Consider the following 25,316-nt stretch of genomic DNA (forward strand, 5'->3'; position numbering starts at 1 on the left):
ATTATTTAATGACAGATAATAAATATAAAAAATTAGGATTAAGTTTACTTTTTGATGGACTGGGAATGGCGAGTTATATCATCCCGGGAATAGGGGAGTTTGCAGATATTTTATGGGCACCTCTTTCTGGATGGTTAATGACTAGAATGTATAAGGGGAACATAGGAAAAGCTGCCGGAGCTATTACTTTTATAGAAGAAGCTTTACCTGGTTTGGATATTATTCCAACGTTTACAATAATGTGGGTGTATACTTATGTGCTAAAAAAGAAAGAAGTAAAAGAGATCATAGATATTGATCCTTCTTAATCTTTAAGAAAACGAGCAAATCCCATTCTTCTCAGCATTTTTTTCTCAAATTCCCAGAAAAATTTGAATTGACCAAATAGCCATCCGAATATGATGAGTAGTACCTGATATACCGGAAATATAAGTAGTACTCTAACTGGCCAATACAGGAAACCATTAGTGGTTTCTTTGTGAAAGCCCAGAAAGGAAATTATTGGATCAGAAATTCTAGCAGCTGTGGACCCCGTTACTGCGAAGGCAATAAAAATTGCAATGAGTTCCCAACGATAGCTTACCTTCCATTTTGTAGCTAAAGCTTTAAAAAGTTTTAGTGTAATAAAAAGAAAGAAAATAGTTAAGAATATAGTAATGGATGAGATTAGACCAATATATGCTATATCTGTATTTTCTACACCAACAGATTTTAAAACATTTTTACTGATAAGATACCCTGAAAAAAGTAGACTAATTACACCTAAAAAAGGAAATACTAGCTGCCAGTTTGATTGTATCTCCCAACGATCTTTAAATTTCTGCATGCTGCAAAAATACAACTAAAAAGTTTGAGAATCAAAACCTACCTCTACCACGCCTAGAAAATACAAATCGCTGATTATATCGTTGTTCAAAAAACAAAAAGTAGTTATAAAGGAGGTAGTTTACCTCATACCCATAATGAATAAATGGTTCATAATTAATCTGCTGCATGTAAAGGTTAGGGTCAAATCGCTGCGGCTGCGCTACTCGTAGATTATATTCCACCACATATTGCCTATTTCTCATTTCTAAAAAATTCTCGCCATAAAACCCTCTTGGTTGCTGAGTAACCAACCAGGCATTAAAACCGGGTTCGATAATAATAATCTCATATTCTAAACTATCATTAGCAATTCTGATGGTATCATTTGCTTGATCTGCATATGAAATGTATGTGTTTTTATCTTTTGTAGTACCACAACTATAAGCCAAAAAACCCAATAGTAATGTGTAAATAATGTATTTCATATTCCAACTATATGAATTCAAAGTACAAAAAAGCCGAAGAATAACCTTCGGCTTTAACAATATTTAAGTCAAGTATGTGCTATTTATTTTCCGAATAACCCTCCTAGTAATCCTCCAAGTCCGCTTTTCTTGCTTCCACTACTTAATAACATTCCTGCTACATCATCCAGAACACTTCCGTCACCATCAGCATCTAAGAAAGATTCTATTAGAGATTGTTGCTTAGAACCTTGTCCTCCTCCTGACATGCTACCGAGTAAATTTGTTAATCCGCTAGCATCGCTTACATTATTTTGAGAGGCTTGTTTTCCTAGAGCACCCATAAGTATAGGAGCTGCAACTTTTAATATTTGACCTACAGAACCAGCATCAATACCTGATTTTTGACTTAATGCACTTTCTACAGCAGGTTGTTTACCTCCTAGAATGTGACCTAAAATCCCAGCTCCATCATTAGTTACACTTTCTTCTACACCGCCTTCAAATAAACCTCCTAGGTTATCCAGAATTCCACCTCCTGAATGTTTTCCTGATATGGCACCTAGTAACCCTTCAGCTCCTTCAGGAGTAGAAGCATTGCGTTGCATTGCGCCCATTAATACTGGCATAGCCATACTCAGTAAATTTCCGGTTTTATCAGTAGATTGACCAGTTTGTTGGCTTACTCCACTAATGATTTGTTTCCCCATAGGGCTATTTAAAAGATCTAAAATTCCAGACATGATTTTTAATGTTTTTAGTTAAAGGAATCTAAATTTACAGTTTTTCTATCTAAGATGATAGGTATGAACTAGTTTTATTTCTACTAAAAATAGACGAAGTGTTGTTTTTTTGGATGAAATACAAGTATAAGTGATTTTTCCCCATAAAAAAACCGCTTCAATCTGAAGCGGTAATTACATATTTATAACTGTAAATCTATTTTAAAATACTGATAATTTGATCAGCTAGTTCTTGTCCAATACGATCTTGAGCCTCACCGGTTGCTGCTCCAATATGAGGTGTTAATGAAACTTTATTGTTCATTAATACTTTAATGGCCGGACTTGGTTCGTTTTCAAAAACATCCAAACCAGCAAAACCTAGTTTGTCATTCTCTAAAGCTTCTACTAGTGCTACTTCGTCCACTACACCACCACGTGCTGCATTAACAATACCGGCACCATCTTTCATTTGCTCAATTTCAGCTTTACCAATTACATATTCCTTTTGGGCAGGGACGTGTAGCGTAAAGAAATCTGCATTTTTAAGCACTTCTTCTTTAGAAATAGTTTTTATTTTAAAATTTAAAGACTGTCCGTCAAAAAACTCTAATGGGATATCAACTTCTTCGATAAATGGATCATAAGCAATCACATTCATTCCTGCACCAATAGCAATTTTTGCAGTCGCCTGACCAATTCTACCAATACCAATAACTCCAAGAGTTTTTCCTCGTAGTTCTGTACCTCCAGCATATGCTTTTTTAAGGTTCTTGAATTTACTATCACCTTCTAAAGGCATATTTCTGTTAGCATCGTGTAAAAATCTTACACTACCATATAAGTGAGCAAAAACCAACTCTGCTACAGATCCTGAGGATGCAGCGGGAGTATTGATTACATGTAATCCTTTTTCGCGGGCATATGCAACATCTATATTATCCATACCTACACCACCACGGCCAATAACTTTAAGAGAAGGACAATTATCGATAATATCTGTTCTTACTTTAGTAGCGCTACGAACCAATAAAACTGAAATTTCATTCTCATTGATATAATTTACTAATTGATCTTGGGCTACTGTGGTGGTTAAAACTTCGAATCCTTCTTTTTCTAAAGCGTCAATTCCGCTTTGAGATACTCCGTCGTTTGCTAATACTTTCATTGATTATTTTTTATGTCATTCCCGCGAAGGCGGGAATCTAATTTTTTAATTGGTTTCTTTTTAAGAAATAGATAACTATTTTCACTTATGCTTTTCTTTCTAAATCTCCCATAACATCTACAAGCGCTGCTACACTTTCTATGGTCATGGCATTATACATACTGGCTCTATATCCTCCAACACTTCTATGTCCATTAACTCCATTTATTCCAGCTTCTTTCCACATTGCGTCAAAAGTTTCTTTAAGATCTCCATTAGCCAATGTAAATGTAGCATTCATGTGAGAACGATCTTCTTTTGCTGCAAACCCTTTGAATAATGGATTTAGGTCAATTTCTGAATAGATAAGCTTCGCTTTCTTTTCATTTAATTCTTCAATGGCTGCTATACCACCAAGTTTTTTAAGCCATCTTAGTGTTAGCATTGAAGTATATACTGCAAAAACAGGTGGAGTATTAAACATACTAGCTTTACTAATATGTACTTCATAATCCAACATAGATGGAATCTGTCTAGTAACTTTTCCAAGAATATCTTCTTTGATCACAACTAATGTAGTTCCGGAAGGCCCCATATTTTTCTGTGCCCCGGCGTAAATCAAATCAAATTTAGAAAAGTCTAATTGACGAGAAAATATATCACTACTCATATCACAAACAAGAGGAATGTTTGTAGTAGGTAGTTCTTTAATTTGCGTACCAAAAATTGTATTGTTACTAGTTAAATGTAGGTAATCCAAATCATCAGGAACCTCATAACCTTTAGGGATATAATTATAATTAGCATCCTTAGAAGAAGCTACTTCTACAACTTCTCCAAAAAGCTTAGCTTCTTTAATGGCTTTAGCGCTCCAGCTACCCGTATTAACATAACCGGCTTTTGATTCCATTAAATTATAAGCTGCCATAAGGAATTGAGTACTTGCACCACCCTGAAGAAATAAGGCTTTGTATCCTTTACCCTCTAGTCCTAATAGCTCTAATGCAAGGCTGCGAGCTTCTTCCATAATATCAACAAAATCTTTACTACGATGCGAAATTTCAATAATAGAAAGACCGGAGTCATTATAGTTTAATACAGCTTGTGATGCTTCTTTAAATACTTCTTGCGGCAAAATGCAAGGTCCAGCGCTAAAATTGTGCTTCTTCATCGGTAATTTTTATTATTATTGAATATTCCAGTTTACTATGTTTTTTTAACCTAAAATCCCGGTTAGGAAAAACACCACAAAGGTGCTAATAATCTAATACAAAAGTATTATCAAAATGATAAAATATTTAATTAATTTTTGTCAAAAATTCAATAATATCGATACCATCTGCATAATCTGAAAGTTGAGGGTATTGTGTCCGGCCAAAATCAATGGAGTTTTCCATAAAACGATCGCTAACTATACATTGAATCTTATCCTTATCAGCTATTAGTTTTTGTGCTAATGTATCTGTAGAAGAATAGGTTTCGTAAAATAAAGAGGCAATTGGAGAAGCATAGCTTTCATCTTCTTTTAGCATTAAAAAACCATTTTCTAATAGCTTATAATTACTCATCAGGTAGACGGCTTTATTATAATCATAGTTGTTAGCATATTTTGCGCTATTGATGATATCTCCATAGGAGTAGACTGCTTTAAAAAAAGTATCAAAATCATAGCCTTCAGGAACCATTAGTTTAGAAACACTTCTACAACCCAGTCCATAATATCTGAAAATATCTTCTCCAAGTGCCTTAAGTTGATCTTTTGTTTCATTACCAGTCAAAATCGCAACAGAATTTCTGTTTTTGCGTATGATATTAGGAACTTTGCCAAAATAATGCTCAAAATATCTTGCGGTATTATTGCTTCCTGTTGCAATGATAGCGTCAAAATTGGTAAATCTTTCTGTAGTAAAAGTTATACAATCTTGAAAACGAGGCTCAACAGCAATGAGATAAGAAGCTAAATAGGGCAGAAGTTGATTGTCGTTTGATGATTGTTTTACTAATACATTATGACCGGAGATCAATACCGAAAGGAAATCATGAAAACCAACTAATGGAATATTGCCAGCCATTATAATACCAATAGTTTTAGGTATAATTTCTTTTAACTTATATGTTGACAACCACTTAGTCAAATTATCTGTTGTAAGTGTATTACCCCATTGTTCTAATGAGAAAATAACATTCTCTTTTGTAAACCAGCCATTATGGTGCTCTGCAGTCTGAATTTTAAGGATCATTTCATCAAAAAAATCATCATTATGAAGAATGCTGTTAACTTTCTCATAACCAGAAGATTTGAATTGTTTCAAGAACTTTCCTAATTCAGAAAAAGCTGTAATCCTTTCATTTAATACCATTTCTTATTTGTTTATCACTAGTTTACGAGTTATTTTTGTGATTGCAAATTTAGAATAAAAAAGAGCTATGGCAATTATAATAACTGATGAATGTATCAACTGTGGTGCTTGTGAACCTGAATGTCCAAACACAGCTATATATGAAGGTGCAGACGATTGGAGATATGCAGATGGTACTGATCTGGAAGGAGATGTTGTATTACCGGGCGGAAAGTCGATAAATGCTGATGAAGCGCAGGAACCTGTAAGCGATGAGATTTATTATATCGTTCCGGATAAATGTACAGAATGTAAAGGATTCCATGAAGAGCCACAATGTGCAGCTGTATGTCCTGTAGATTGTTGTGTTCCTGATGAAGATGTTGTAGAAACTGAAGAGTTTTTGTTAGAGAAACAATCTTTTATGCATAAGGAATAAAGAATTTATGTCAAAACACATAAAAACCTGTCGCTTTTGACGGGTTTTTTTGTACTCGTTTTTTAAATTTTAGTATTTTAGTCCGTTTTACAACCTCAAATCAAAACATGAAATTATGAAAAAAATAGTATTCTTGGCCTTTTTTGGAATTTTATCCTTCACTTCATACGGGCAGTATCGATGGGAAGTTTCCGCTGGAGGAACATTCTCTAATATTAATCTCGAAAACACAGACACTAGTAGCGGAATTGGCTTTTATGTTAATGCAGGATATGGTTATGTTAGCGGCTATCGTGCTAAAACCAGTATCGTTTTTTCCGTAGAACTTTTACAACGTAATAGTGAATTAGATCAAGCAATTGCTTTACCAGCTGCTGAAGGAAATGTAGTTATTCCGCAAGGAGAAAAATTATCAGCATTACAAATCGGATTTAATCCAAAATTCAGATTTTTATTTAATAGAGGTAAAGATCGTTTTAGGCCTTTTGTTAATGTTGGACCTGCCATTAGATATAATGCTAGTTTTAAAGCAGGGGATGTCGATTTAGAATCCAGTGACCAATTCGAGCAGCTCGTAATTAGTGGTGTATATGGTGCCGGTTTTTCTCAGATGGTAGGAGAGATGTTTGATATTATGGCCGAAGTTGGTGTTACGAATGATTTTACAGATAACCTGGTAGATATAGATAGTAAGTTTTTTGATGTATATGCACGTGTAGGTGTTCGATTCAGAATATATGATGCTAGGCGATAAAATATTACAAATGATATAGTTAAGATCCTGCTTCGGCAGGATTTTTTATGGCTTCAATTTATTTTTTGTAAATTAGATACTTACAAAAAAAAGGAATTTACAGTTATGCCAGGTTGGGGATATATAGCAATTATTGTTCTTGCGGTCTATATTGTCGTAAGCGTAGCTTTATATTATCTACAAGAGTATTTCATTTTTAAACCTGAGAAACTAGATAAAGATTTCCAATTTCATTATGATAATCAAATTGTCGAAGAATATAATTTAGAGACAAGAGACGGAGCTATAATAAATGGACTTCATTTTAAAGTAGAAAACCCCAAAGGCGTAGTATTATATCTAAAGGGAAATTCTAAAAGCATTAAAGGTTGGGGGAAATTTGCGGTAGATTTCACTAGACATCGATATGATGTTATTATGTTAGACTATAGAGGTTTTGGAAAAAGCACGGGTAGGCGTTCTTTTAAAGCATTAAAGCGAGATTTACAATTTGTCTATAATAAACTGAAAGAAAAGGTAGACGAGAGATATATCATTCTCTACGGAAGATCAATGGGGTCAGGCTTTGCAGCTAAATTGGCTTCTATTAATAACCCTAAAATGCTAATCCTTGATGCTCCGTACTATAGTTTAAGTAAAGTTGCGGGTAAATTTATTCCCTTTATGCCGGTATCTTTAATTATGCGTTATCCGATTCCAACTTATAAATGGCTTAAGTATGTAAATTGCCCAATTCATATTATACATGGCACGCAGGATAAGCTAATCCCTTTTAAATCCAGTGTTAAGTTGTCTAAGATAAGGCCAAAATTAACCCGATTGTATACCGTGATAGGCGGTGGACATAAGAATTTAAATAATTTCGAATCATATCATAAAATGCTTGGGGAGATTATAAATTCCAAAATGAGGAAGATTAATCTTTCTAATACCAGTATTGGAGTAAAGCATTCCTCAAAAAAAGTAAATGCACAAGCTTAAAAAGATACTTTTTTATGCGATAATACTATATGGTTTGATTGCTTTATTCCTATATATGTTTCAGGAAAAAATACTTTTTCAACCGGAAGATCTTCCAGCAAATTATAAATTTCAATTTGATCATACTTTTGAAGAGTTTTTTATTGAAACTGATGATGATGCAAGACTTAATGCCATTCATTTCAAAAATAAAAACCCCAAAGACGTAATACTTTATTTTCATGGTAATAAAGGAAACCTAAAGCGATGGGGGAGGATCACATCTTTTTTTGCCAATAAGCAGTATGATGTTATTGTTATGGATTATAGAGGTTATGGTAAGAGTAAAGGAACTATATCAGAATCAAATTTATACAGTGATGCGCAGCTGTTTTATGAATATACATTAAAGCATTATTCTGAAGACCAAATTGTATTGTATGGCAGATCCTTAGGAACGGGATTGGCTACAAAGGTAGCGTCAGAGAACTCTCCCAGGCATTTGATTTTGGAAACCCCCTATTACAATATGACGGATGTAGTGCAACGATGGCTTCCTGTTTTTCCGATAAACTATGTCCTTAACTATAAATTTCCATCAGACGAGTTTATACAAAAGGTAAAATGTCAGATAACGATTTATCATGGGACTATTGATGGAGTCGTGGCATATAAGTCTGGAAAACGTTTATTCAAAAGTATTCCAATCCCAAATAAAGAAATGATTACTGTAGAAGGCGGCAGTCATAACGATTTAATCAAATTTGATGAATATCTTAACACTATTGATGCTGTTTTAGGAAAGTAAACAAATAGTAAATAGGTCTAAAAAGTAATCTACACCGTCATTTCGAGCGGAGTCGAGAAATAATGAGTATTGTTTTCAGTATATTTCAACTCCACTCCAGGTGACAGCTTCTTTTTTTACTTTTGAGACGCCCTCTTTTATAAAGTTTTCGGGATTTTATTTAAAAATTAAAATCTAACCTTGCATAATAATAAGCTCCGCCGAAGCCCATTTGCACAGAATCCCAATATCCACCGGATTCAGTATTTTCATCATCTTGTATATCTGGATATTCATTAAGAATATTATTTCCTCCAAGAGTGAACTTTAGATTATTTGTAAGTTTATAACCTACATTAAGATCAGTTGTGAATTTTGCACTATAAACATCGTCGTCGTCACCAAAATCAACCAAAGTAACATCACTAAAACGGGTTACACCTATACCGCCATTAAGCTTTTCATTGCTATAATTTAGGTTAAGAGCAAATTTACTCCTTGGTGCTGATGCTAATAAAAATGCTTGTTCTCTTTCTCCAAAAAAGATATCTGGTCTTAGATCAGTATTAATATCTGTTATATACATATTGTTTACATTTCCCGTAAGTAATGCAGATAGATTTCCAAAACTAAAATTACTTTTCCAGGAAAGAATTAAGTCTAATCCTAAAGTTTCTGTATCTACACCATTAGCAAAGAATTGGGCTTCTGCAACGTCAGGAATATCAGGAGCCGGAAAAGTTCCAGTAAGTACAATTCTATCTTTTACATTGATATAATATCCATCAGCTGTAATTGTAAAATCTCCAAGTTTAGCAGTTACACCTATAGCACCATTTACTGCCGTTTCCTCTTTTAATTGTTCGATTCCAAAAGAAGCGGTTACAGGACTGTTATTAGGGGATAGTAAGGTTTCTGAAGCTTCTCCTCCTTGAAAATCTGTAAATAATAGATTGTAATAAATCTGTGCTAAAGATGGAGCTCTAAACCCGGTACTAACTGACCCTCTGATATTGATTCCTTCAATAGCTTTTACTCTAAAGGCTATTTTTCCATTAATCGTACTTCCAAAATCACTGTAATTCTCGAATCTTGCTGCGGCAGCTATTAAAAAACTATCAGAAATATCTAATTCGGCATCTGTATATAATGATAAATTAGAGCGAGATCGATCTACTTCATTATCAGGACTGTATCCCGGAAAGCCCTGAGATCCTCCAGGTCTTGGATCTCCTGTTATAGGGTCTATTGGTTGACTCTGAGTAGTTGGATCAATTATCGGTCTACCATTTGTATCATAAGTAGCATAAGATGCTTCTTCTCCTGCAAAAATGATAAAATTCTCTGTTCTATACTCTGCACCCATAGCTATATTAAGTCCTTTTGCAGTATTAGGATAGTACTTAGAGAAATCTAAACTAGTCGTGTTTTGACTCAAACTATGACCTCCTGCATCAAAATCTGTAGGAGAAGCTTCTTCTAAAGAAGCGTTTAAAGTCCCTTGTATGAAGTAATGAAAATTATTCTTACCCCAGGTATTATTAATATCAATTTTCCATCCATTTTCTGTTTCTGTTCTAATGCCTGCAGAAACTGAATTGTCAATAATATTAGAAGTAATTCTAGGAGTAAAACCATTTGGAAATTTTGCAGGAATTATTCTTTCGTCATCATCACCTACATTTCTGGTAAATGCAAAGGCATCCGTATCCCGATAATTTCGTCCTCCAAAGGCATATATTTCTGTTTTATCACTTACTGGTATTGCAGCGTTTGCAAAGAAATTAAAACCATCAATAGCCGCTTCTCCAAACCCTCTCCTAAAATTAAATCCTGGTCTTAGTGTTTTATTTTTACTGATATATTCGGTTGTGAAATTGGCAAAACCACGTTCTCCAATCCCTACACCATAATTAGCAGTTACTTTTACAGAACCTCCATCAAAATCTTTATCATCTGCAATTCGATTTCCATCATTTTCAGTGTCTAGTCTATTTCCATCTGTATTTGGGGTGCCAATAGGGAAGTCTCCTTTAGCATTTGCATTATAAGCACCATAACTAATACTACCTGAAACTTTATCTTGACTATCCTTCAGAACAATATTTATAACACCAGCAATCGCATCAGAACCATACTGTGCTGCTGCACCATCTCTTAATACTTCAATTCTTTTTATAGCCGTAGCAGGAATTGCATTAAGGTCGGTTCCTGAATTTCCTCTTCCTCTGGTTCCAAAAATATTAATTAATGATGAAGAGTGTCTTCTTTTTCCATTAATCAGTACTAAGGTTTGATCAGGTCCTAAACCTCTTAATGTTGCCGGATCAATATGGTCAGCACCATCGGATCCTGATTGTTTATTCGCATTAAAAGAAGGAGCTGAGTATTGCAGCAGTTCATTGATTTCTATTTTACCACTTTTGGTAACCACATCTTCCATATCGATAATGTCAATAGCAACCGGAGTATTAGTGGCAGTTCGTTTTGGACTTCTGGATCCTACTATTATAATTGTGCTCAAAGCCTCACCTTCTTGCAATATAACATCAATTTTTTCCCTAGTTCCTACTTCTATTTCCTGAGTTTCGAAACCTATATAGCTAAAAATAAGTGTTGCATTAGCATCCACAGCAATAGAATAATTACCTTGATCATCTGTTGCTGTTCCTTTTTCTAAACCTTTTTCTAAAATATTTACGAAGGGAATAGGAGTCCCAGAAGGGTCGGTTACAGTACCTGTTACAATTTGTTGACTAAAACAAAAGCTTGTTAATAAGCCAAATAAGATGAATGTAAATTTTTTCATGCGTGAAGCGTTTTTAATTGATTAGAACGTTAAAATGATCTAAAAGCTAGTAAGAAAATATGTTATTCACAATTTTATTAATGAAACTCTTTTTGGACAGGTGTTAGGATTTCTAATAAAAATAAAATCGTTTTGCTCTTTTTCAGAGCAAAACGATTTAGAATTCTTATTCCTAAAAGTTGTATTAGAACTTGTAGTTTAAAGATAGATTGAACATTGTTCCTAATTGGCTAAAATGATAACCATCATAAGACATCTGAGAATATCTACCATTAAATGTGATTAAATTGAAAGCTGTTTTTTCGGCAGCTGGATCATTTAGTACTGCAGTTCCAGTTGGAGTTAGTGCTTTAAACTCCCATTCTGGTAACACATTGAGAATATTATTTACATTTAATGCAATTGTTATATTGTCAGTAGCATTATAGTTGATACCAAGATCAGTAACGACTTTAGTCATAAATTCCACACCTAGATCTGATCCTCCATCACTATCGGCAGCATTACCACCCACAAGACTTTCTAAGTCTTGTAGTCCTTGATTTCTGAATCTAGTGGGGCCGAACAGTGTGTTATTAAGCGAGAAATTAAATTTACCCATTCCATAGTTTAACCCTAAAATACCTTTAAACTCAGGTCTAGAGGTAAAGAATAATGCTTCTTGAGTATCATTAACAACAGATTGACCAGCTTGTGCAACTAATGTTGGATTATTAACGGCACCATCTCTTTCATTTTCTATGGTATAATTTCCAGATAAGCTTATATCTAGTTTTCCTGGACCTAACTCAATATTTCTGTAATTTGCTACTACATCAATACCCGAAGTTTTAGTATCAATAGCATTTACAAAAAAGCTTACATCCGATAAATCATTATCACTTAAAACATCATCCAGCGGTGTATTTCCAGCGGCTGATGGTCCTATCTCTGTACTTAAAACAATTCTGTCATCTACCTGAATATTATAATAATCTATAGTAAAATCAATATCCTTGTTTATTTTAGCGCCAAAACCGACAGTAAAGTTTGTAGATTCTTCTGCATCAAGTTGTGGGATTTCTAATAGTCTAGCTTGAGGGGATACATTGTTTATCAACCCACCAACTTGTATACCTTGACCAGGAACAAAAGAAAACTGAGCTTTTTGTGTATAAATTTGATGTAATGTAGGTGCTCTGAACCCTGTGGATATAGATGCTCTTAGATTAAGCTTATCTTCTAAGAATTTATATCGTCCACTTACTTTCCATACAAAAGCTTCTCCAAAATCACTATAATCTTCCATTCGAGCAGTTCCATCTATGAAAATATCTTCTGTAATGTCATAGGAGACATTTACATATCCACCAAAGTTATAACGATTGAATTTACCTGAGTTTTCAGGTCGATTACCGGCAAATGAATCTGCACCACCTCCATCATACGAGGATAGTTCACCTTCTATAATGGTAAAATTTTCACTTCTAAATTCAGCTCCAAAAGAAACAGCTACTTGATCAGTTATAGCTTTTGCGATATCCAGGTTTCCTACGATATGATTGAACTGAGTACCTCCTGGGTCAAAGCTAATCTGACTTTTCTCCTGATATAGTCTAACAGGCTCAACAGCATCTGTTGCTGGATTATAATTTAACCCGAAGACTTCATTTCGGTTATGAGAATTTCTAACCGTATAGGTTTGTCTGTTTCCACCTACTGTAATACTACCATCATATAACCAACCATTTTTCTTGGTTTTAAAGCCTGCAGTACCATTATAGTCATTTAAATCAGCATCAAAAGTAGGGACATAACCATCATAACCATTACCATCAAACGTATTTCCATAAGCATCGGTAAAAGTTCCTACAGTAAATGGATTATTGCCTGGAAAGAAATTACCTAAATATGGAAAATCTTGTATATCTCTCCAGTAAGGAGTTCGGTAGTTAGCGAAACTATTCACTTTTTTGTAAACATAAGCAGCATTAAAATATATTTCAGAATTTTCACTTATCGGAGAACCTCCATTTACCAAAAATTTCATAGCAGTAGTTTCTGGAGATCCATTAATATTTCCTGCATCAGGGCGTCTGGCTAGAAAACTTTGAATATCTTCAAGTCTTTCTCCAACTCTAGCTCCTCCAAAATCAGCAAATTCTCCTTCAGCATCTACATTTCCAGGACGATTGGCTAGATTTACTTTCGAAAAATCTACTGTATAGTTTAGGAAACCATTTTCTCCTAATTTACTTCCGTCGTTTAGACTAACTGCCAACGTTTCACCATCACCTTCAGATGTAATACCGGTTCTTAGTGTTACCGAACCATCTTCTGGATTGTTTTTTAATATAATATTCATTACCCCTGCAATAGCGTCTGATCCATATTGGGCAGAAGCACCATCTCTCAACACTTCAACTCTTTTAATGGCATCTGTTGGAATCGCTGATATATCAGCACCTGTTTCTCCTCTACCAGGAGAAGTTTGCGTGTATAGTAGTGCACTTAAATTTTTACGCTTACCATTAACAAGAACTAGAGTTCTACTAGGCCCCATATTACGTATTTCGTAAGGATCTAATGTTGAAGTTGCATCATTTACCGGTGTTTGTACCGTATTAAACGAAGGAATTCTATATTGCAAAGCCTTATCGAATGTAATCTGACCCGTAGAAGTCAACTCTTTTGCGGGTAATACATCAATGGGTAGAGAAGAAGCAGTATTACTTCTTGGTAATCCCCTGGAACCTACTAAAATAACTTCTTCAAGTTCAGCACCGCTAGAAAGAGTTACATTTACGGTAGCTTGAGAGTTCACAGACACTTGTTTGGATGCAAAACCAACATAACTAAACACTAAAGTCCCGTCCGGGCTAGCTTCTATACTATATTTACCATTAAAATCTGTTGTAGTACCATTATCTGTTCCTTTTTCGATAATGTTAACTCCTGGTAATGGAGTTCCGTCTGAGTCTGTAACAGTACCTGTTACGGTTTGTTGAGCAAAGCACCAACTGGTGAATAAGCTCAACAAAATGAGTGTGAGTTTTTTCATTAAAATTTATTTAAGATGATTAATATGTGACCATAAATATATCTAAAAGGAAAGCTTTTTAACACATGTTTATAATAAAATATACAAATTATGTTAACAAGCTGCTGTTTTTCAAGATGTTGTATATAAGAAAAGCCGGGAATATATCCCGGCTCTTATTTTGTTAGAAAAAATATTTTATATCAATTGGCTTTGTATACAGTAGAAGTTATTTGGTCCGTTTTTGCATCATACATTTCTAAAACAAAATTTTTCTTGTCATCAAAATGTCCTAAACAATTGTCTTTACTACCGAAGTTAACAATGTAATACCCATTACTTACTGGTCTTGCTTTAGAAACTTTACTTCCGGATTTGTCTGTAAATGTGATTACAAAACCTTTTCCATCAGCAACTTTAGTATATCCTTCGACATTGGAAGTCGCAGAATCTGATTTTTGTACAGATACTTCATCGTCACTATAAATAGCTGTTTGATTAGTATCGTTTTCATCCCCACTAAGTTTTACTTTGTTTTTTTTGGTGATGACTTCTTGTTTTTTAATGACCTTTTCTTCGCCATTAGGTCCTTTAATTCTAATAATCTTAGTTACAGTCTCTGTAGACTCATTTTTATTGGCTGTGGCTTCTTCGTTTTGAGCATAAGTTGTTAGTGTAAAAGAAACAAATAATGCAGTTGTTAGAATCTTAAAAGTTTTCATTTTTTATTCTTATTGGTTGGGGTAAAATTACAAAAAAAGAAAAAAATGAGAGTTATAAGAGTTTTTTGAAGTTGTTTTCTAATACTTCTGAAGTAGTATTATATGACAATCTTATTTAATTTTACCTTGTTTCCTATGTATGAATACTATTATCTTTGCACACCTTAAAACAAGATGGATTTTTTCCTTCTTTAAGATAATTATTTACTATGAAAGCAGGAATTGTAGGATTACCTAATGTGGGTAAATCGACTTTATTTAATTGTTTATCAAATGCCAAAGCGCAAAGTGCTAATTTCCCATTTTGTACTATAGAACCTAATATCGGAGTAGTTAATGTACCTGATTCCAGATTAGAAAAGCTTGAAGAATTAGTTAATCCAGAACGTGTTATTCCAGCTACTGTGGAAATAGTTGATATAGCTGGATTAGTAAAAGGAGCGAGTAAAGGAGAAGGTTTAGGAAACCAGTTTTTAGGAAATATTCGTGAAACTGATGCTATTATTCATGTATTGCGTTGTTTTGATAATGATAATATCGTACACGTTGATGGTTCTGTTGATCCAATTAGAGATAAAGAAACTATAGATATAGAACTACAACTTAAAGATCTGGAAAGCGTAGATAAGAAGCTGGAGAAAGTAAAACGAACTGCAAAAACCGGAAATAAAGAAGCTCAAAAAGAGGAAGCAGCTTTAACACTAGTTAAAGAAGGATTAGAAGCGGGCGTATCCGTACGCGGAATTGAAGTTTCAGAAGATGATCGTAATGCTTATATAAAGCCGTTACAATTAATAACGGATAAGCCTGTGTTATATGTTTGTAATGTTGATGAGGGATCTGCAGTAAGTGGAAATAAATATGTGGATAGTGTCAAAAAAGCTGTAGCTCATGAAAATGCAGAAGTAATAGTTCTGGCTGTGGGAACGGAAGCAGATATTACTGAACTTGATGATTTTGAAGAACGTCAAATGTTTCTTCAGGATATAGGTCTTGAAGAGCCAGGGGCTTCAGTTCTAATAAGAGCAGCTTATAAGCTATTAAATCAACAAACTTATTTTACGGCAGGTGTTAAGGAAGTTAGGGCGTGGACGGTAAATATAGGAGCGACTGCTCCTCAAGCAGCAGGAGTAATTCATACAGATTTTGAAAAGGGATTCATTCGTGCAGAAGTAATTAAGTATGATGATTTTGTACAATACGGAAGCGAAGCCAAAGTTCGTGAAGCTGGAAAATTAGGAGTAGAAGGTAAAGCGTATATCGTAAATGATGGGGATGTAATGCATTTCTTGTTTAACGTATAACTACTTCTATTCTAAAAAAATACAAAAAAACCTCTTGAAAAATAATTCAAGAGGTTTTTTGTTGGACATCGTAATGTTTTAAGCTGACAAGCTAAGGTATAAAAATTGGAGAGTATTTTTGGTTAATGCAAAACTCTAAGTCTTTTTCTTTCGGAATACTTTTAGCTGTAATTGGTGTTGTTCTTTTTTCTGCTAAAGCAGTATTAGTAAAATTAGCGTACAAGTATGATGTAAGTTCAGAACATTTACTACTTTTTAGGATGTTATTTTCTCTTCCTTTTTATGTTGTAATATCTTTGTTTAACAAGCCTTTAGGTACTAATAAAATAACATCTTCTTCATATGCTTGGATTTTGTTTTTTGGTTTTGTTGGGTATTATTTAGCAAGCTATTTTGATTTTTTAGGTTTGCAATATATCAAAGCAGGATTAGAAAGAATAATTCTATTTATTTATCCAACATTAGTTATTATAATTTCTCGAATTTTCTTTAAAACAAAGATTACCAGACCACAACTTTTAGCAATCGTTTTATCATATATAGGAGTAGTTATAACATTTTGGGGAGAGTTTCAGTTTGAGTCCGAACATCTGCTTTTAGGTGCTTTTCTGATTTTTATGAGTGCGTTGACTTATGCTTCTTATATAGCTGGAAGTGGTTGGTTGATTCCTAAATTTGGAGTTGTAACATTTACATCTTACGTAATGATAGTGTCTTCTCTATGCATCATTATCCAGTACTTAATTTTTGATAGAGGAGATATCATGAACTACCCTATTGAAGTTTATCTTTTAGGTTTGGCAATGGCTATATTCTCTACATTGATACCATCATATTTAGTTTCTGGTGCAATTTCCAGATTAGGAGCATCTAATTTTTCAATTATTGCTAGTTTTGGACCCATATCTACTATTTTGCTTGCCTTTTTTATATTAAATGAACGTTTATCGTGGATTCAAATGATGGGTGCTTTGATCGTAATTTCAGGAATTTATGTGGTTTCCAAAAAACGAAAAAACTAGTTTATGTTTTCTTAATTTATTTCTCAGTTAAATCAAAAACCTTACTTTTCGTATTATTTTTATTAAATTATCTTTAAAATATAATTATTTAATAGTGTCACTGATCTTAAGGGAGATCAGAATTAGATAAGTGTTTTTTTTAAATTGTATTAAGGAAAGTAAACAAAAAAACAATCATTTTGAGGCGACTTTTTGCATTACTAATTGCTTTGTCCTGTACTGTATATAATGTTTTTGGTCAGCTTGAACAAGAGTTTCCAATCGTGGATAGCCTTCAGGTTTTAGTTGACAAATCAAATAACTTAACGTATGAGTATAAGATTAAAGAATCTCTCGAATTTGCTATAAAACTAGCTAATTATGCTCATGAGATTGATAATAATTATTATAAAGGGCAGGCATATTATCTAATGGCTTATAATTATAATACTCTTGTAGATTATAAAGCAGCAGAAGAAAATTTCAAAAAATCATTAAAATATGCTGAATTATCTAAAGATTCTACATTAATACTATGGAATTATAATGGCCTTGGAAATATATATTCTGATGGCAATAAGGATTTAAGGAAATCTCTACTCTATTATAATAAGGCTACAAAACTTGGTAAAGAACTTAATATCCCTGAAGAATATTTAACTCCAGTGATTAATCTCGCTTGGACATACTTGGATCAAGGCAAACTTGATAAAGCTTATCCTTATTTAGAAGAGGCAGAAGAATTAGTGGTTGCCACCCGAGATATTGAAGGTTTTTGTGAAGTGAAATATCTACAAGGGAGATATCATCTTGGTAAGAAAGAATTCAATAAAGCAGAAGAAAATTTTAATGAAGCAATAGAATCTGCAGAACGACACGATTTATTGTTAGAACTTTCATATATATATAAAGCCAGGGCTAGTTTATATGACAATCTTGGAAATACTGAAAAAGCCTACAGCGATATCAAAACATATCAGGAGTATAAAGATAAACTTTATGATAGAGAGAAACTGAAGCAAATAGAAATAGCAAAAATAAGTTTTGATGTAGATGAGTACGAAAGACAATTAGAAGTAGCTAAAAAAGAAAAAGCTTTTCAAGAGGGAATCGTTAGAAATAATAAGATGATTAGCTTTATTTCATTAGGAGGTACTATACTTCTGTTAGTTGCAGTTTTTTTTATTTATCTGGGATATCGATCAAAGAAAAAGCTTAACGATATATTAAAAGAAAAGAATGGAGAATTATTAGAAGCTAAGGCCGAAGCAGAAAGATTAGCTATGGTAAAGTCACAGTTTATATCTACAGTTAGCCATGAACTGCGAACACCTTTATATGGAGTAGTAGGAATAACATCTTTATTGATGGAAGATAATGAGATCTCAGAAAAGCATAATAGTTTACTAGGATCACTTAAGTTTTCTGGGGATTATCTACTTAATTTAATTAATAATGTGCTTCAGATTAGTAAAATAGAATCAAATAAACTACAATTAACAAATACACCAACAAATCTTTTTAAACTATCTCAAAACCTTTTGAATTCATTTGAATACCAAGCTAAAAGCAAGAACAATGAACTTATCTTAGAAACTCCCAATGAGTTACCAGAGTCTGTTAATGTAGATTCTCTGAGATTATCCGAAATTTTGATTAACTTAATTGGCAATTCCTCTAAATTTACAGAGAACGGTAAGATTTGGTTACGTATTAAGATATTGTCTATTGCAGAAAAATACATTGATATTAGATATGAAATAGAAGATAACGGAGTAGGAATTCCTGATGATAAAAAGGATTATGTGTTTGAACAATTTTCACAAATAGATAGAGAATCTAACAAGTTAGTGGGTACTGGGCTTGGGTTATCTATTGTAAAAAATCTGCTAGAGATGATGGGTAGTGATATTCATTTAGATAGTAAAGAAGGAAGAGGTACAAAATTTCAATTTGATTTAAAGCTAGAGATAGTGGAAGAAAAAGCTAAGAATAATGTTGGTCAGGATGATAGAAATGCTAATCAAGCCTTTAGGAAGATATTAGTAGCTGAAGACAACAAAATTAATCAGATTGTAACTAAGAATCTTTTAAACCTGATAGGTTATGACTGTACAATTGTTGAGAATGGGTTTAATGCTATCCAAATGGTAAAAAAAGAAGAATTTGATCTTATTTTAATGGACCTTAATATGCCTTATGTAAATGGCACTGAAGCAACCAAAAGGATACGAGAGTTTGACCAAACAACTCCAATAATTGCTCTAACCGCTGCAGAATTAGGAGAAGTAAAGGAAGAATGCCTGGCAATTGGTATGAATGATATTATTAACAAACCTCTTAATAAAAATGATTTAAACGATATAATCGTTAAGAATCTGTTACCATAATTTGATAAAATAACAAAAGCTTCTTTTAAGAAGCTTTTGTTATAGTTGGAACATATGTTTTTTTAGTTTGTACCTTGTTGTTCTATTTTTTTCTTATTTTTCACATATTTTTCTAACCATTGATCTTGCTCCCATAATAAATGAAGAATAGATTCTTTTGCTCTATATCCGTGGCTTTCTTTTGGTAGCATCACTAATCTTGCTGTAGCACCTAACCCTTTCAAAGCATTAAAATAACGTTCACTCTGTAGCGGATACGTTCCAGAGTTGTTGTCAGCTTCTCCATGGATTAGTAAGAGAGGAGTTTTCATTTTGTCTGAATGCATGAATGGAGACATAGTATAATATACTTCTGGAGCTTCCCAATAACTTCGTTCTTCGCTTTGGAAACCAAAAGGGGTTAATGTTCTGTTATAAGCTCCACTTCTAGCAATTCCTGCAGCAAAAAGGTTAGAATGTGATAATAAATTAGCAGTCATAAAAGCACCATAAGAATGCCCTCCTACAGCAACTCTATTACGATCAATGTAACCCATAGCATCAACAGCATCAATTGCAGCCTTACCATTAGCTACTAATTGTTTTCTGAATGAATCATTTGGTTCTTCGTCTCCTTCTCCAACAATAGGAAAAGATGCACCATCCAAAATTACATATCCTCTGGTAACCCAATACAACATAGAACCCCAAAAAGGATATGTAAACTTATTAGGATTAGAGGTTGATTGTGATGCACTGCTTTTATCTTTGTATTCTCTAGGATATGCCCAAAGAATCATAGGCATTTTTTCTTTTTTGGATTTGTCATAATCAACTGGGAGGTAAAGTGTGCCAGAGAGTTCTAATCCATCTTCTCTTTTATATTTGATAACCTCTTTATGAACATTTTGGATACTAGCAAAAGGGTTTTTAAAAGAAGTAATCTGTTTTAAGTCATCCTTTTTGTAAATGTTTCTGATATAATAATTAGGATATTCACTCGGAGATTCTATTCTTACTAAAAACGTTCCTTTTTTTAGGTCAAAAGGAGAATAGATGTTTTCTAGCTTATCTGTATATTCAGATTGATAAACTCTTTTAGTTTCGTTGGTCTTCAAATTGAATTTATCAACGAATGGAAATTGACCATCTTTAGTATAACCATCACCAACCATATAGATATTATCATTTTCGATATTAATCACAGAATATCCAAACTCATTTTTTACGGTTACAATATTTCCTGGATCATTATATCTGTCTTGATAATTTCTATCATTAATGATATTGGGCTTTTGATTGGGTTTCGAAGGGTTAAAAACATAAGTTTTGGTGTTACGTGTGTTCCACCAATAATCATAGGCAACTGCAATTTCTCTATTTGTCCATTCGATATCATAAAACCGGTTAATTGTTTTTAGTATTGAAGAAGGTGTATCTTCAAAAGGTGCTTTTAGCATAAATATTTCATCTCTATGGCTTACCTCTATTTTTGGATCACCTTTATCTAAGGCTTCTGCCCAAATTAATGTAGCGGGCTGATCATTTCTCCATCTCATTGATCTTTTACCTGTTCTAACCGACATAAACCCTTTTGGTAATACTTCTGTAAGAGCAACCTTGTTTATAGTTTTAATGACTTCTCCATTACTTTTGTATAGTTTGGTTTCCTGAGGGAAACGTCTGTAAGGCACTAAATAAGAGAAGGGTTTTTGTATTTCAGTAATTATTATAAATTCACCATTTGGAGAAAACGAAAAATTACTATACATAGCTGCCGGAGCCCAATCTTTAGCGTTTCCATTTAGCGTTATTTTTTTAATTTCTGAAATAGCCAGTTGCTCGAAGTTGTATTCATCATTTGGGGTTTTTAACAAATCTTGATAGGTTCTGTTTTGCGCTTTAGTTCCCTCGCTAATTGTAATAGTTGGTCCCGTAGGCACTGCTTCCTGAGGGTTGATTAGAGGCTTTCTATTAGAAGGAAGAAACTTTACCAATAATGCAGAATTATCTCTAAACCATCTAAAAGGGCTTCCCATATTGGCATTTAAAGTAGCATCAGTAATTTTAGTTGCTTTTCCTGTAAGAACATCTAGAACCCATAATTCTACACCATCGACAGTAGTGTTAGTAAAAGCAATTTTGCTCTGATCCGGAGACCATCTGAAATTGGTTACTCTTGCATTTTTTGGCAGTCCTGTGACTTGTTTAGCTTCCTTATCAGTTGTCTTTTTTACTTTGATGTTTTTAAAATAATTAGCTCTGCTTGAGATGTTAGTTTTTGGATTAATACGTAATCCTGCAAGACGCATTTCTTTTTCGGATAATTCAGCAATAGTTTTATAACTATCTCTATACAGAAAAATCATGTTTTCTCCCTTTTCATCTATTTGGACAGATGGTGCTAAGGTGATATCTACAAGGTCTAAAATCTCTTTAGGTGGTTTCTGATAGTTGAGACTTTCTTGTGCATAGCCAATATTTGCTATGAAAAGAAGTAAAATAAGTGATTTGATGAATTTCATAATTAGAGTATTTGAATGATGTGTTTATAATAAAGCCCAGTTGGCATAATGCCCAATAGTCATAGTTTCTATATACTATGGAGGATGACAAGTTTCTAAATTATTGGTTATGAATATAAATTTTATCATTTCTTTAACTTAATGTTTAATATTTTAGAAATGAATGAGTTACTTTCTTTTAAAACGATATCTGTAGCTTCTTTGTGTGGAGTATGACCAATTTCCGGGATGATCAAAGCTGATGAATTTCCAAAAGTTTGTTTTACTATAGAGTTCACTTGATCGATAGTACCGTACTCATCCTTTTTCCCTTGGATAATTAAAGAGGGGCATAGTATTTTGGATAAATACTCTTCTATATTCCAGGATCGGTATTCGTTTGAGAGCCAAGTTTCTGTCCACATCCTAAAAACACTATCAGTTTTATCTCCGTGATATTTATATAATTTTTCTTTGAGATTAGTGTTTTTGTATAATTGTACTGCATTTTTAATGCCTTCGATGGTTTCTTTTTCCACAAAAACATGAGCTCCTTCAGTAATAATTCCCAGAATTTTGTTAGGATACAATGCTCCAGCTAATAAAGCAATTGATCCACCATCACTATGTCCGAATAGTAGTACTTGTTTTAGATCCAGGTGGTCAATTATTTTACAAAGAACTTCTGCTTCAGTTTTTAGATAAGAATTATCTCTTTTTAAACAGCTAAAAGGATCTGACTGTCCATATCCCTGACGATCATAAGCAAGTACATTGCATCCAGTTAATAAAGCAGTTTTTTTAGGAAAATCTCTCCAAAGTTCAATACAACCTAAAGAGTCGTGAAGAAAAATAATTGTTGGTTTATGTTGGTCGAATAGTTTAGGGTTTTCAGAAAGTCGAATTCGAACAGTATCAATAATTATATCCAAAATGATGATTTAGGTGAATAAAAACCTAAAAATACCCTAAAGTCGTAATAAATCTATATTTTGTGATGCTAAAATTGTAACGCTTTTCTATTTCTTGCGTCTAGCATAGGTAGATAATTAATTTAAAAACATGAAGAATACATTAGCTACAATTTCTATTGGTCTTTTACTGATAGGATGTGGATCAACAAAACAACCCAATGATTTAGCAACTAGTTTACCTATAAAAACTTCAATTGATTTAACTAAAATTACTGATGATAAAGCGCCTGTAATTATAAATCCAGGCCGATTTATAAAGGATACGGTAAGATATTATTTACCTAAAGTTGTACAGGGAACCTATGCGGTTAGTGATTTTGGTAAATATGTAGGTGATTTTAAAGCATTAGATTATCAAGGAAATGAGATCAGTACTGAAAAAATAGATACTAACACCTGGTTAATTACAAGTGCAAAACAAGTTGACAAAATCAGTTACTTGGTTAATGATACTTTTGACGTAGAAAAAGAAAATAAAGGAGAACCATTTTCTCCTTCAGGAACAAATATTCAGGAAGATAACTTTGTATTAAACCTTCACGGTTTCATAGGGTATTTTGATATTCTTAAAAATAATCAATATGCATTGGAAGTTAAGGCTCCATCATCGATGAAAAGAACATCGGCGTTGCAAAAAGCCGGATCTGAGACAAGTGAAGATGGCTCTATAACTACGGATAAATATCTTGCAGCAAGATATTTTGATATTACTGATAATCCAATGTTTTATGGAAACCTGGATGTAGAAGAGTTTCAGGTAGGAGATATCAAAATTGTATTAAGTGTATATTCTCCTAATAAAGTACATACAGCCGCAAGTATTAAGGAAACTGTTTTTAAGATGATGAAAGCTCAGAAAACATATTTGGGAGATGTTAATAGTACTCCAAGATATGATATCTATTTGTACTTAGCAGATGGAGCAGAAGATGCACCGGGTGGTTTTGGAGCTTTAGAACATCATACTTCTACCGTAGTCGTATTACCGGAACAAATGCCTAAAAATGCTCTTGATGAAGCTATGATTGATGTGGTTTCTCACGAATTTTTTCATATTGTTACCCCATTAAGCGTACATTCTGAAGACGTCCATTATTTTGATTACAATGCACCTACATTTTCTAAGCATTTATGGATGTATGAAGGTGTGACAGAATATTTTGCTAGTATTTTCCAAATTGATCAAGATTTGGTCAAAGAAGATGAGTTCTATGAAAAAATGATGGATAAAATTAAGTCTGCTAGCGGATTTGATGATACGATGAGTTTTACGGTTATGAGTGAAAACATTTTGGATGATCCTTATGCTAAAAATTATGTGAATGTATATCAAAAAGGAGCATTAATAGGAATGTGTATTGATATATTAATGAGAGAGGAAAGTCAAGGAAATCGAGGAATTTTATCGCTAATGAAGGAATTATCACTTAAATATGGAAAGAATAAACCTTTTGAAGATGATAAAATAATTGAAGAGATAACTGCAATGACATACCCTTCAGTAGGAGAGTTTTTACAAAAACATGTAGTGGGTACAACTCCAATTAATTATCAAGAATTTTTTGATAAAGTTGGTTTAGCGATCTCCTCTGAAAAAGTAGAGACTAGCTATATTCAGAATGCAGGAACACTAATTGTAGCTGGTAATCAAGAAAAAGGAACAATTTATTTTACTGATTTGGTTACCGCTAATAGTTTCTGGGCAGAAAATGGAGTGAAGCCAAATGATGAAATTGTAGAAGTTAATGGAGCTAAACTTACACTAGAGAATGCTAATATGTTGCTGGGTGCTACTTTTCAATGGAAAGAAGGTGATGATGTAGAAGTTAAACTAAATAGAGCAGGAGAAGAGGTTACTATTAAAACCAAAATAGCTAAGTCTTATACCCAAGGAAAAAAGTTAACGACAGCAAAGAACTCAAGTAAGGAACAGACAGATCTTAGGAATGCTTGGTTAAAAGGTTAGGTGTAAAAACTAAAATATATAAAAGCGGGTCTTTTTGATCCGCTTTTCTTTTTTTAGCACCTTCCAAGATCTGTTCGAAAATTATAGTTTATTAGGTGTTTTAAAACTGTTTTTATTTATAGATATGTTTAGCTCATAGCATCTAAGAAAAATTTTTAATGATTATTCTATGAAATAGTTAGTAATAAAAAAAGGTATGTTCCTCTACACCAATAATCAACAAAAACCG

General features: G+C 33.3%; 20 protein-coding genes. 9 read left to right on the forward strand and 11 right to left on the reverse strand.

The features are described 5' to 3' along the window. Nucleotides 1-8: 8 nt before the first annotated feature. Nucleotides 9-308 carry a hypothetical protein gene (locus J8M14_RS03490; RefSeq protein WP_211073113.1) on the forward strand — a complete coding sequence of 100 codons (300 nt, stop codon included), beginning with the start codon at nt 9-11 and terminating at the stop codon, nt 306-308. Here J8M14_RS03490 and J8M14_RS03495 read toward each other — a convergent pair. The 6 genes from J8M14_RS03495 to J8M14_RS03520 all read right to left on the reverse strand — a co-directional run bounded on the left by J8M14_RS03495 (nt 305) and on the right by J8M14_RS03520 (nt 5,500). After that, nucleotides 305-826 (reverse strand): DUF6787 family protein, encoded by a 522-nt coding sequence (locus tag J8M14_RS03495; protein ID WP_211073115.1) that lies wholly within the window; start codon nt 824-826, stop codon nt 305-307. The two genes, J8M14_RS03490 and J8M14_RS03495, sit on opposite strands and share 4 nt — an antisense overlap. A gap of 31 nt (nt 827-857) precedes the next feature. Beyond that, nucleotides 858-1,292 carry a DUF6146 family protein gene (locus J8M14_RS03500; protein WP_211073117.1) on the reverse strand — a complete coding sequence of 145 codons (435 nt, stop codon included), beginning with the start codon at nt 1,290-1,292 and terminating at the stop codon, nt 858-860. An 83-nt stretch (nt 1,293-1,375) separates the two neighbouring features. After that, nucleotides 1,376-2,014 (reverse strand): DUF937 domain-containing protein, encoded by a 639-nt coding sequence (locus J8M14_RS03505; protein WP_211073119.1) that lies wholly within the window; start codon nt 2,012-2,014, stop codon nt 1,376-1,378. Between the two features lie 196 nt (nt 2,015-2,210). Then, nucleotides 2,211-3,161 carry a D-2-hydroxyacid dehydrogenase gene (locus tag J8M14_RS03510; protein ID WP_211073121.1) on the reverse strand — a complete coding sequence of 317 codons (951 nt, stop codon included), beginning with the start codon at nt 3,159-3,161 and terminating at the stop codon, nt 2,211-2,213. Nucleotides 3,162-3,246: 85 nt separating this feature from the next. Further along, nucleotides 3,247-4,311 carry a 3-phosphoserine/phosphohydroxythreonine transaminase gene (serC, locus tag J8M14_RS03515; RefSeq protein WP_211073123.1) on the reverse strand — a complete coding sequence of 355 codons (1,065 nt, stop codon included), beginning with the start codon at nt 4,309-4,311 and terminating at the stop codon, nt 3,247-3,249. Nucleotides 4,312-4,438: 127 nt separating this feature from the next. Beyond that, nucleotides 4,439-5,500, reverse strand: coding sequence for an acyl-CoA reductase (locus J8M14_RS03520; protein WP_211073125.1), 1,062 nt, complete (start codon nt 5,498-5,500; stop codon nt 4,439-4,441). Nucleotides 5,501-5,567: 67 nt separating this feature from the next. Between J8M14_RS03520 and J8M14_RS03525 the strand changes: the two genes are divergently transcribed. The 4 genes from J8M14_RS03525 to J8M14_RS03540 all read left to right on the forward strand — a co-directional run bounded on the left by J8M14_RS03525 (nt 5,568) and on the right by J8M14_RS03540 (nt 8,440). Next, a complete protein-coding gene (locus tag J8M14_RS03525; RefSeq protein ID WP_211073127.1) occupies nt 5,568-5,918 on the forward strand; it encodes a 4Fe-4S dicluster domain-containing protein in 351 nt (116 codons plus the stop codon). 115 nt (nt 5,919-6,033) lie between these two features. Next, complete coding sequence (locus J8M14_RS03530) at nt 6,034-6,672, forward strand: outer membrane beta-barrel protein (protein ID WP_211073129.1); 639 nt, start codon at nt 6,034-6,036, stop codon at nt 6,670-6,672. A 105-nt stretch (nt 6,673-6,777) separates the two neighbouring features. Continuing rightward, nucleotides 6,778-7,653: an alpha/beta fold hydrolase gene (locus tag J8M14_RS03535; protein WP_211073131.1), complete on the forward strand. Its 876-nt coding sequence runs from the start codon at nt 6,778-6,780 to the stop codon at nt 7,651-7,653. Continuing rightward, nucleotides 7,640-8,440 (forward strand): alpha/beta hydrolase, encoded by an 801-nt coding sequence (locus tag J8M14_RS03540; RefSeq protein ID WP_211073133.1) that lies wholly within the window; start codon nt 7,640-7,642, stop codon nt 8,438-8,440. The genes J8M14_RS03535 and J8M14_RS03540 overlap by 14 nt, the downstream gene beginning before the upstream one ends. Before the next feature lie 160 nt (nt 8,441-8,600). Here the strand turns inward: J8M14_RS03540 and J8M14_RS03545 are convergent, their stop codons facing one another. From J8M14_RS03545 to J8M14_RS03555, 3 genes are all read right to left on the reverse strand, one after another. Next, the gene (locus J8M14_RS03545) at nt 8,601-11,228 is read right to left on the reverse strand and encodes a TonB-dependent receptor (RefSeq protein WP_211073135.1); all 2,628 of its coding nucleotides are present in this window, start codon (nt 11,226-11,228) and stop codon (nt 8,601-8,603) included. A gap of 184 nt (nt 11,229-11,412) precedes the next feature. Further along, nucleotides 11,413-14,268 carry a TonB-dependent receptor gene (locus tag J8M14_RS03550; RefSeq protein ID WP_211073136.1) on the reverse strand — a complete coding sequence of 952 codons (2,856 nt, stop codon included), beginning with the start codon at nt 14,266-14,268 and terminating at the stop codon, nt 11,413-11,415. A 182-nt stretch (nt 14,269-14,450) separates the two neighbouring features. Further along, nucleotides 14,451-14,969 carry a hypothetical protein gene (locus tag J8M14_RS03555; protein ID WP_211073138.1) on the reverse strand — a complete coding sequence of 173 codons (519 nt, stop codon included), beginning with the start codon at nt 14,967-14,969 and terminating at the stop codon, nt 14,451-14,453. 209 nt (nt 14,970-15,178) lie between these two features. Here J8M14_RS03555 and ychF point away from each other — a divergent pair, with 209 nt between their 5' ends. From ychF to J8M14_RS03570, 3 genes are all read left to right on the forward strand, one after another. Beyond that, nucleotides 15,179-16,273, forward strand: a complete 1,095-nt coding sequence (gene ychF / locus J8M14_RS03560) for a redox-regulated ATPase YchF (RefSeq protein WP_211073140.1) — start codon at nt 15,179-15,181, stop codon at nt 16,271-16,273. A gap of 125 nt (nt 16,274-16,398) precedes the next feature. Further along, entirely contained in the window at nt 16,399-17,295 is an 897-nt protein-coding gene (locus tag J8M14_RS03565) for a DMT family transporter (protein WP_211073143.1), read from the forward strand. Nucleotides 17,296-17,474: 179 nt separating this feature from the next. Beyond that, the gene (locus J8M14_RS03570) at nt 17,475-19,664 is read left to right on the forward strand and encodes a response regulator (protein WP_211073145.1); all 2,190 of its coding nucleotides are present in this window, start codon (nt 17,475-17,477) and stop codon (nt 19,662-19,664) included. Nucleotides 19,665-19,726: 62 nt separating this feature from the next. On the opposite strand, the gene J8M14_RS03575 is transcribed toward J8M14_RS03570, so the two are convergent. Both J8M14_RS03575 and J8M14_RS03580 read right to left on the reverse strand, forming a co-directional pair. After that, nucleotides 19,727-22,168 carry a prolyl oligopeptidase family serine peptidase gene (locus J8M14_RS03575; RefSeq protein WP_211073147.1) on the reverse strand — a complete coding sequence of 814 codons (2,442 nt, stop codon included), beginning with the start codon at nt 22,166-22,168 and terminating at the stop codon, nt 19,727-19,729. A 125-nt stretch (nt 22,169-22,293) separates the two neighbouring features. Continuing rightward, on the reverse strand, nt 22,294-23,079 hold the full coding sequence (locus tag J8M14_RS03580; protein WP_247672541.1) for an alpha/beta hydrolase: 786 nt from the start codon (nt 23,077-23,079) through the stop codon (nt 22,294-22,296). Nucleotides 23,080-23,209: 130 nt separating this feature from the next. On the opposite strand from J8M14_RS03580, the gene J8M14_RS03585 reads away from it, so the two are divergent. Then, nucleotides 23,210-25,087, forward strand: coding sequence for a peptidase M61 (locus J8M14_RS03585; protein ID WP_211073149.1), 1,878 nt, complete (start codon nt 23,210-23,212; stop codon nt 25,085-25,087). Nucleotides 25,088-25,316 lie beyond the last annotated feature (229 nt).

The organism is Aquimarina sp. MMG016, assembly GCF_018100805.1.
Classification (GTDB): Bacteria; Bacteroidota; Bacteroidia; order Flavobacteriales; family Flavobacteriaceae; genus Aquimarina.

Coding starts and splice junctions, on each gene's coding strand:
- J8M14_RS03490 (WP_211073113.1), top strand. CDS start 9: ATGACAGATAATAAATATAAAAAATTAGGATTAAGTTTACTTTTTGAT.
- J8M14_RS03495 (WP_211073115.1), bottom strand. CDS start 826: ATGCAGAAATTTAAAGATCGTTGGGAGATACAATCAAACTGGCAGCTA.
- J8M14_RS03500 (WP_211073117.1), bottom strand. CDS start 1,292: ATGAAATACATTATTTACACATTACTATTGGGTTTTTTGGCTTATAGT.
- J8M14_RS03505 (WP_211073119.1), bottom strand. CDS start 2,014: ATGTCTGGAATTTTAGATCTTTTAAATAGCCCTATGGGGAAACAAATC.
- J8M14_RS03510 (WP_211073121.1), bottom strand. CDS start 3,161: ATGAAAGTATTAGCAAACGACGGAGTATCTCAAAGCGGAATTGACGCT.
- serC (WP_211073123.1), bottom strand. CDS start 4,311: ATGAAGAAGCACAATTTTAGCGCTGGACCTTGCATTTTGCCGCAAGAA.
- J8M14_RS03520 (WP_211073125.1), bottom strand. CDS start 5,500: ATGGTATTAAATGAAAGGATTACAGCTTTTTCTGAATTAGGAAAGTTC.
- J8M14_RS03525 (WP_211073127.1), top strand. CDS start 5,568: ATGGCAATTATAATAACTGATGAATGTATCAACTGTGGTGCTTGTGAA.
- J8M14_RS03530 (WP_211073129.1), top strand. CDS start 6,034: ATGAAAAAAATAGTATTCTTGGCCTTTTTTGGAATTTTATCCTTCACT.
- J8M14_RS03535 (WP_211073131.1), top strand. CDS start 6,778: ATGCCAGGTTGGGGATATATAGCAATTATTGTTCTTGCGGTCTATATT.
- J8M14_RS03540 (WP_211073133.1), top strand. CDS start 7,640: ATGCACAAGCTTAAAAAGATACTTTTTTATGCGATAATACTATATGGT.
- J8M14_RS03545 (WP_211073135.1), bottom strand. CDS start 11,228: ATGAAAAAATTTACATTCATCTTATTTGGCTTATTAACAAGCTTTTGT.
- J8M14_RS03550 (WP_211073136.1), bottom strand. CDS start 14,268: ATGAAAAAACTCACACTCATTTTGTTGAGCTTATTCACCAGTTGGTGC.
- J8M14_RS03555 (WP_211073138.1), bottom strand. CDS start 14,969: ATGAAAACTTTTAAGATTCTAACAACTGCATTATTTGTTTCTTTTACA.
- ychF (WP_211073140.1), top strand. CDS start 15,179: ATGAAAGCAGGAATTGTAGGATTACCTAATGTGGGTAAATCGACTTTA.
- J8M14_RS03565 (WP_211073143.1), top strand. CDS start 16,399: ATGCAAAACTCTAAGTCTTTTTCTTTCGGAATACTTTTAGCTGTAATT.
- J8M14_RS03575 (WP_211073147.1), bottom strand. CDS start 22,168: ATGAAATTCATCAAATCACTTATTTTACTTCTTTTCATAGCAAATATT.
- J8M14_RS03585 (WP_211073149.1), top strand. CDS start 23,210: ATGAAGAATACATTAGCTACAATTTCTATTGGTCTTTTACTGATAGGA.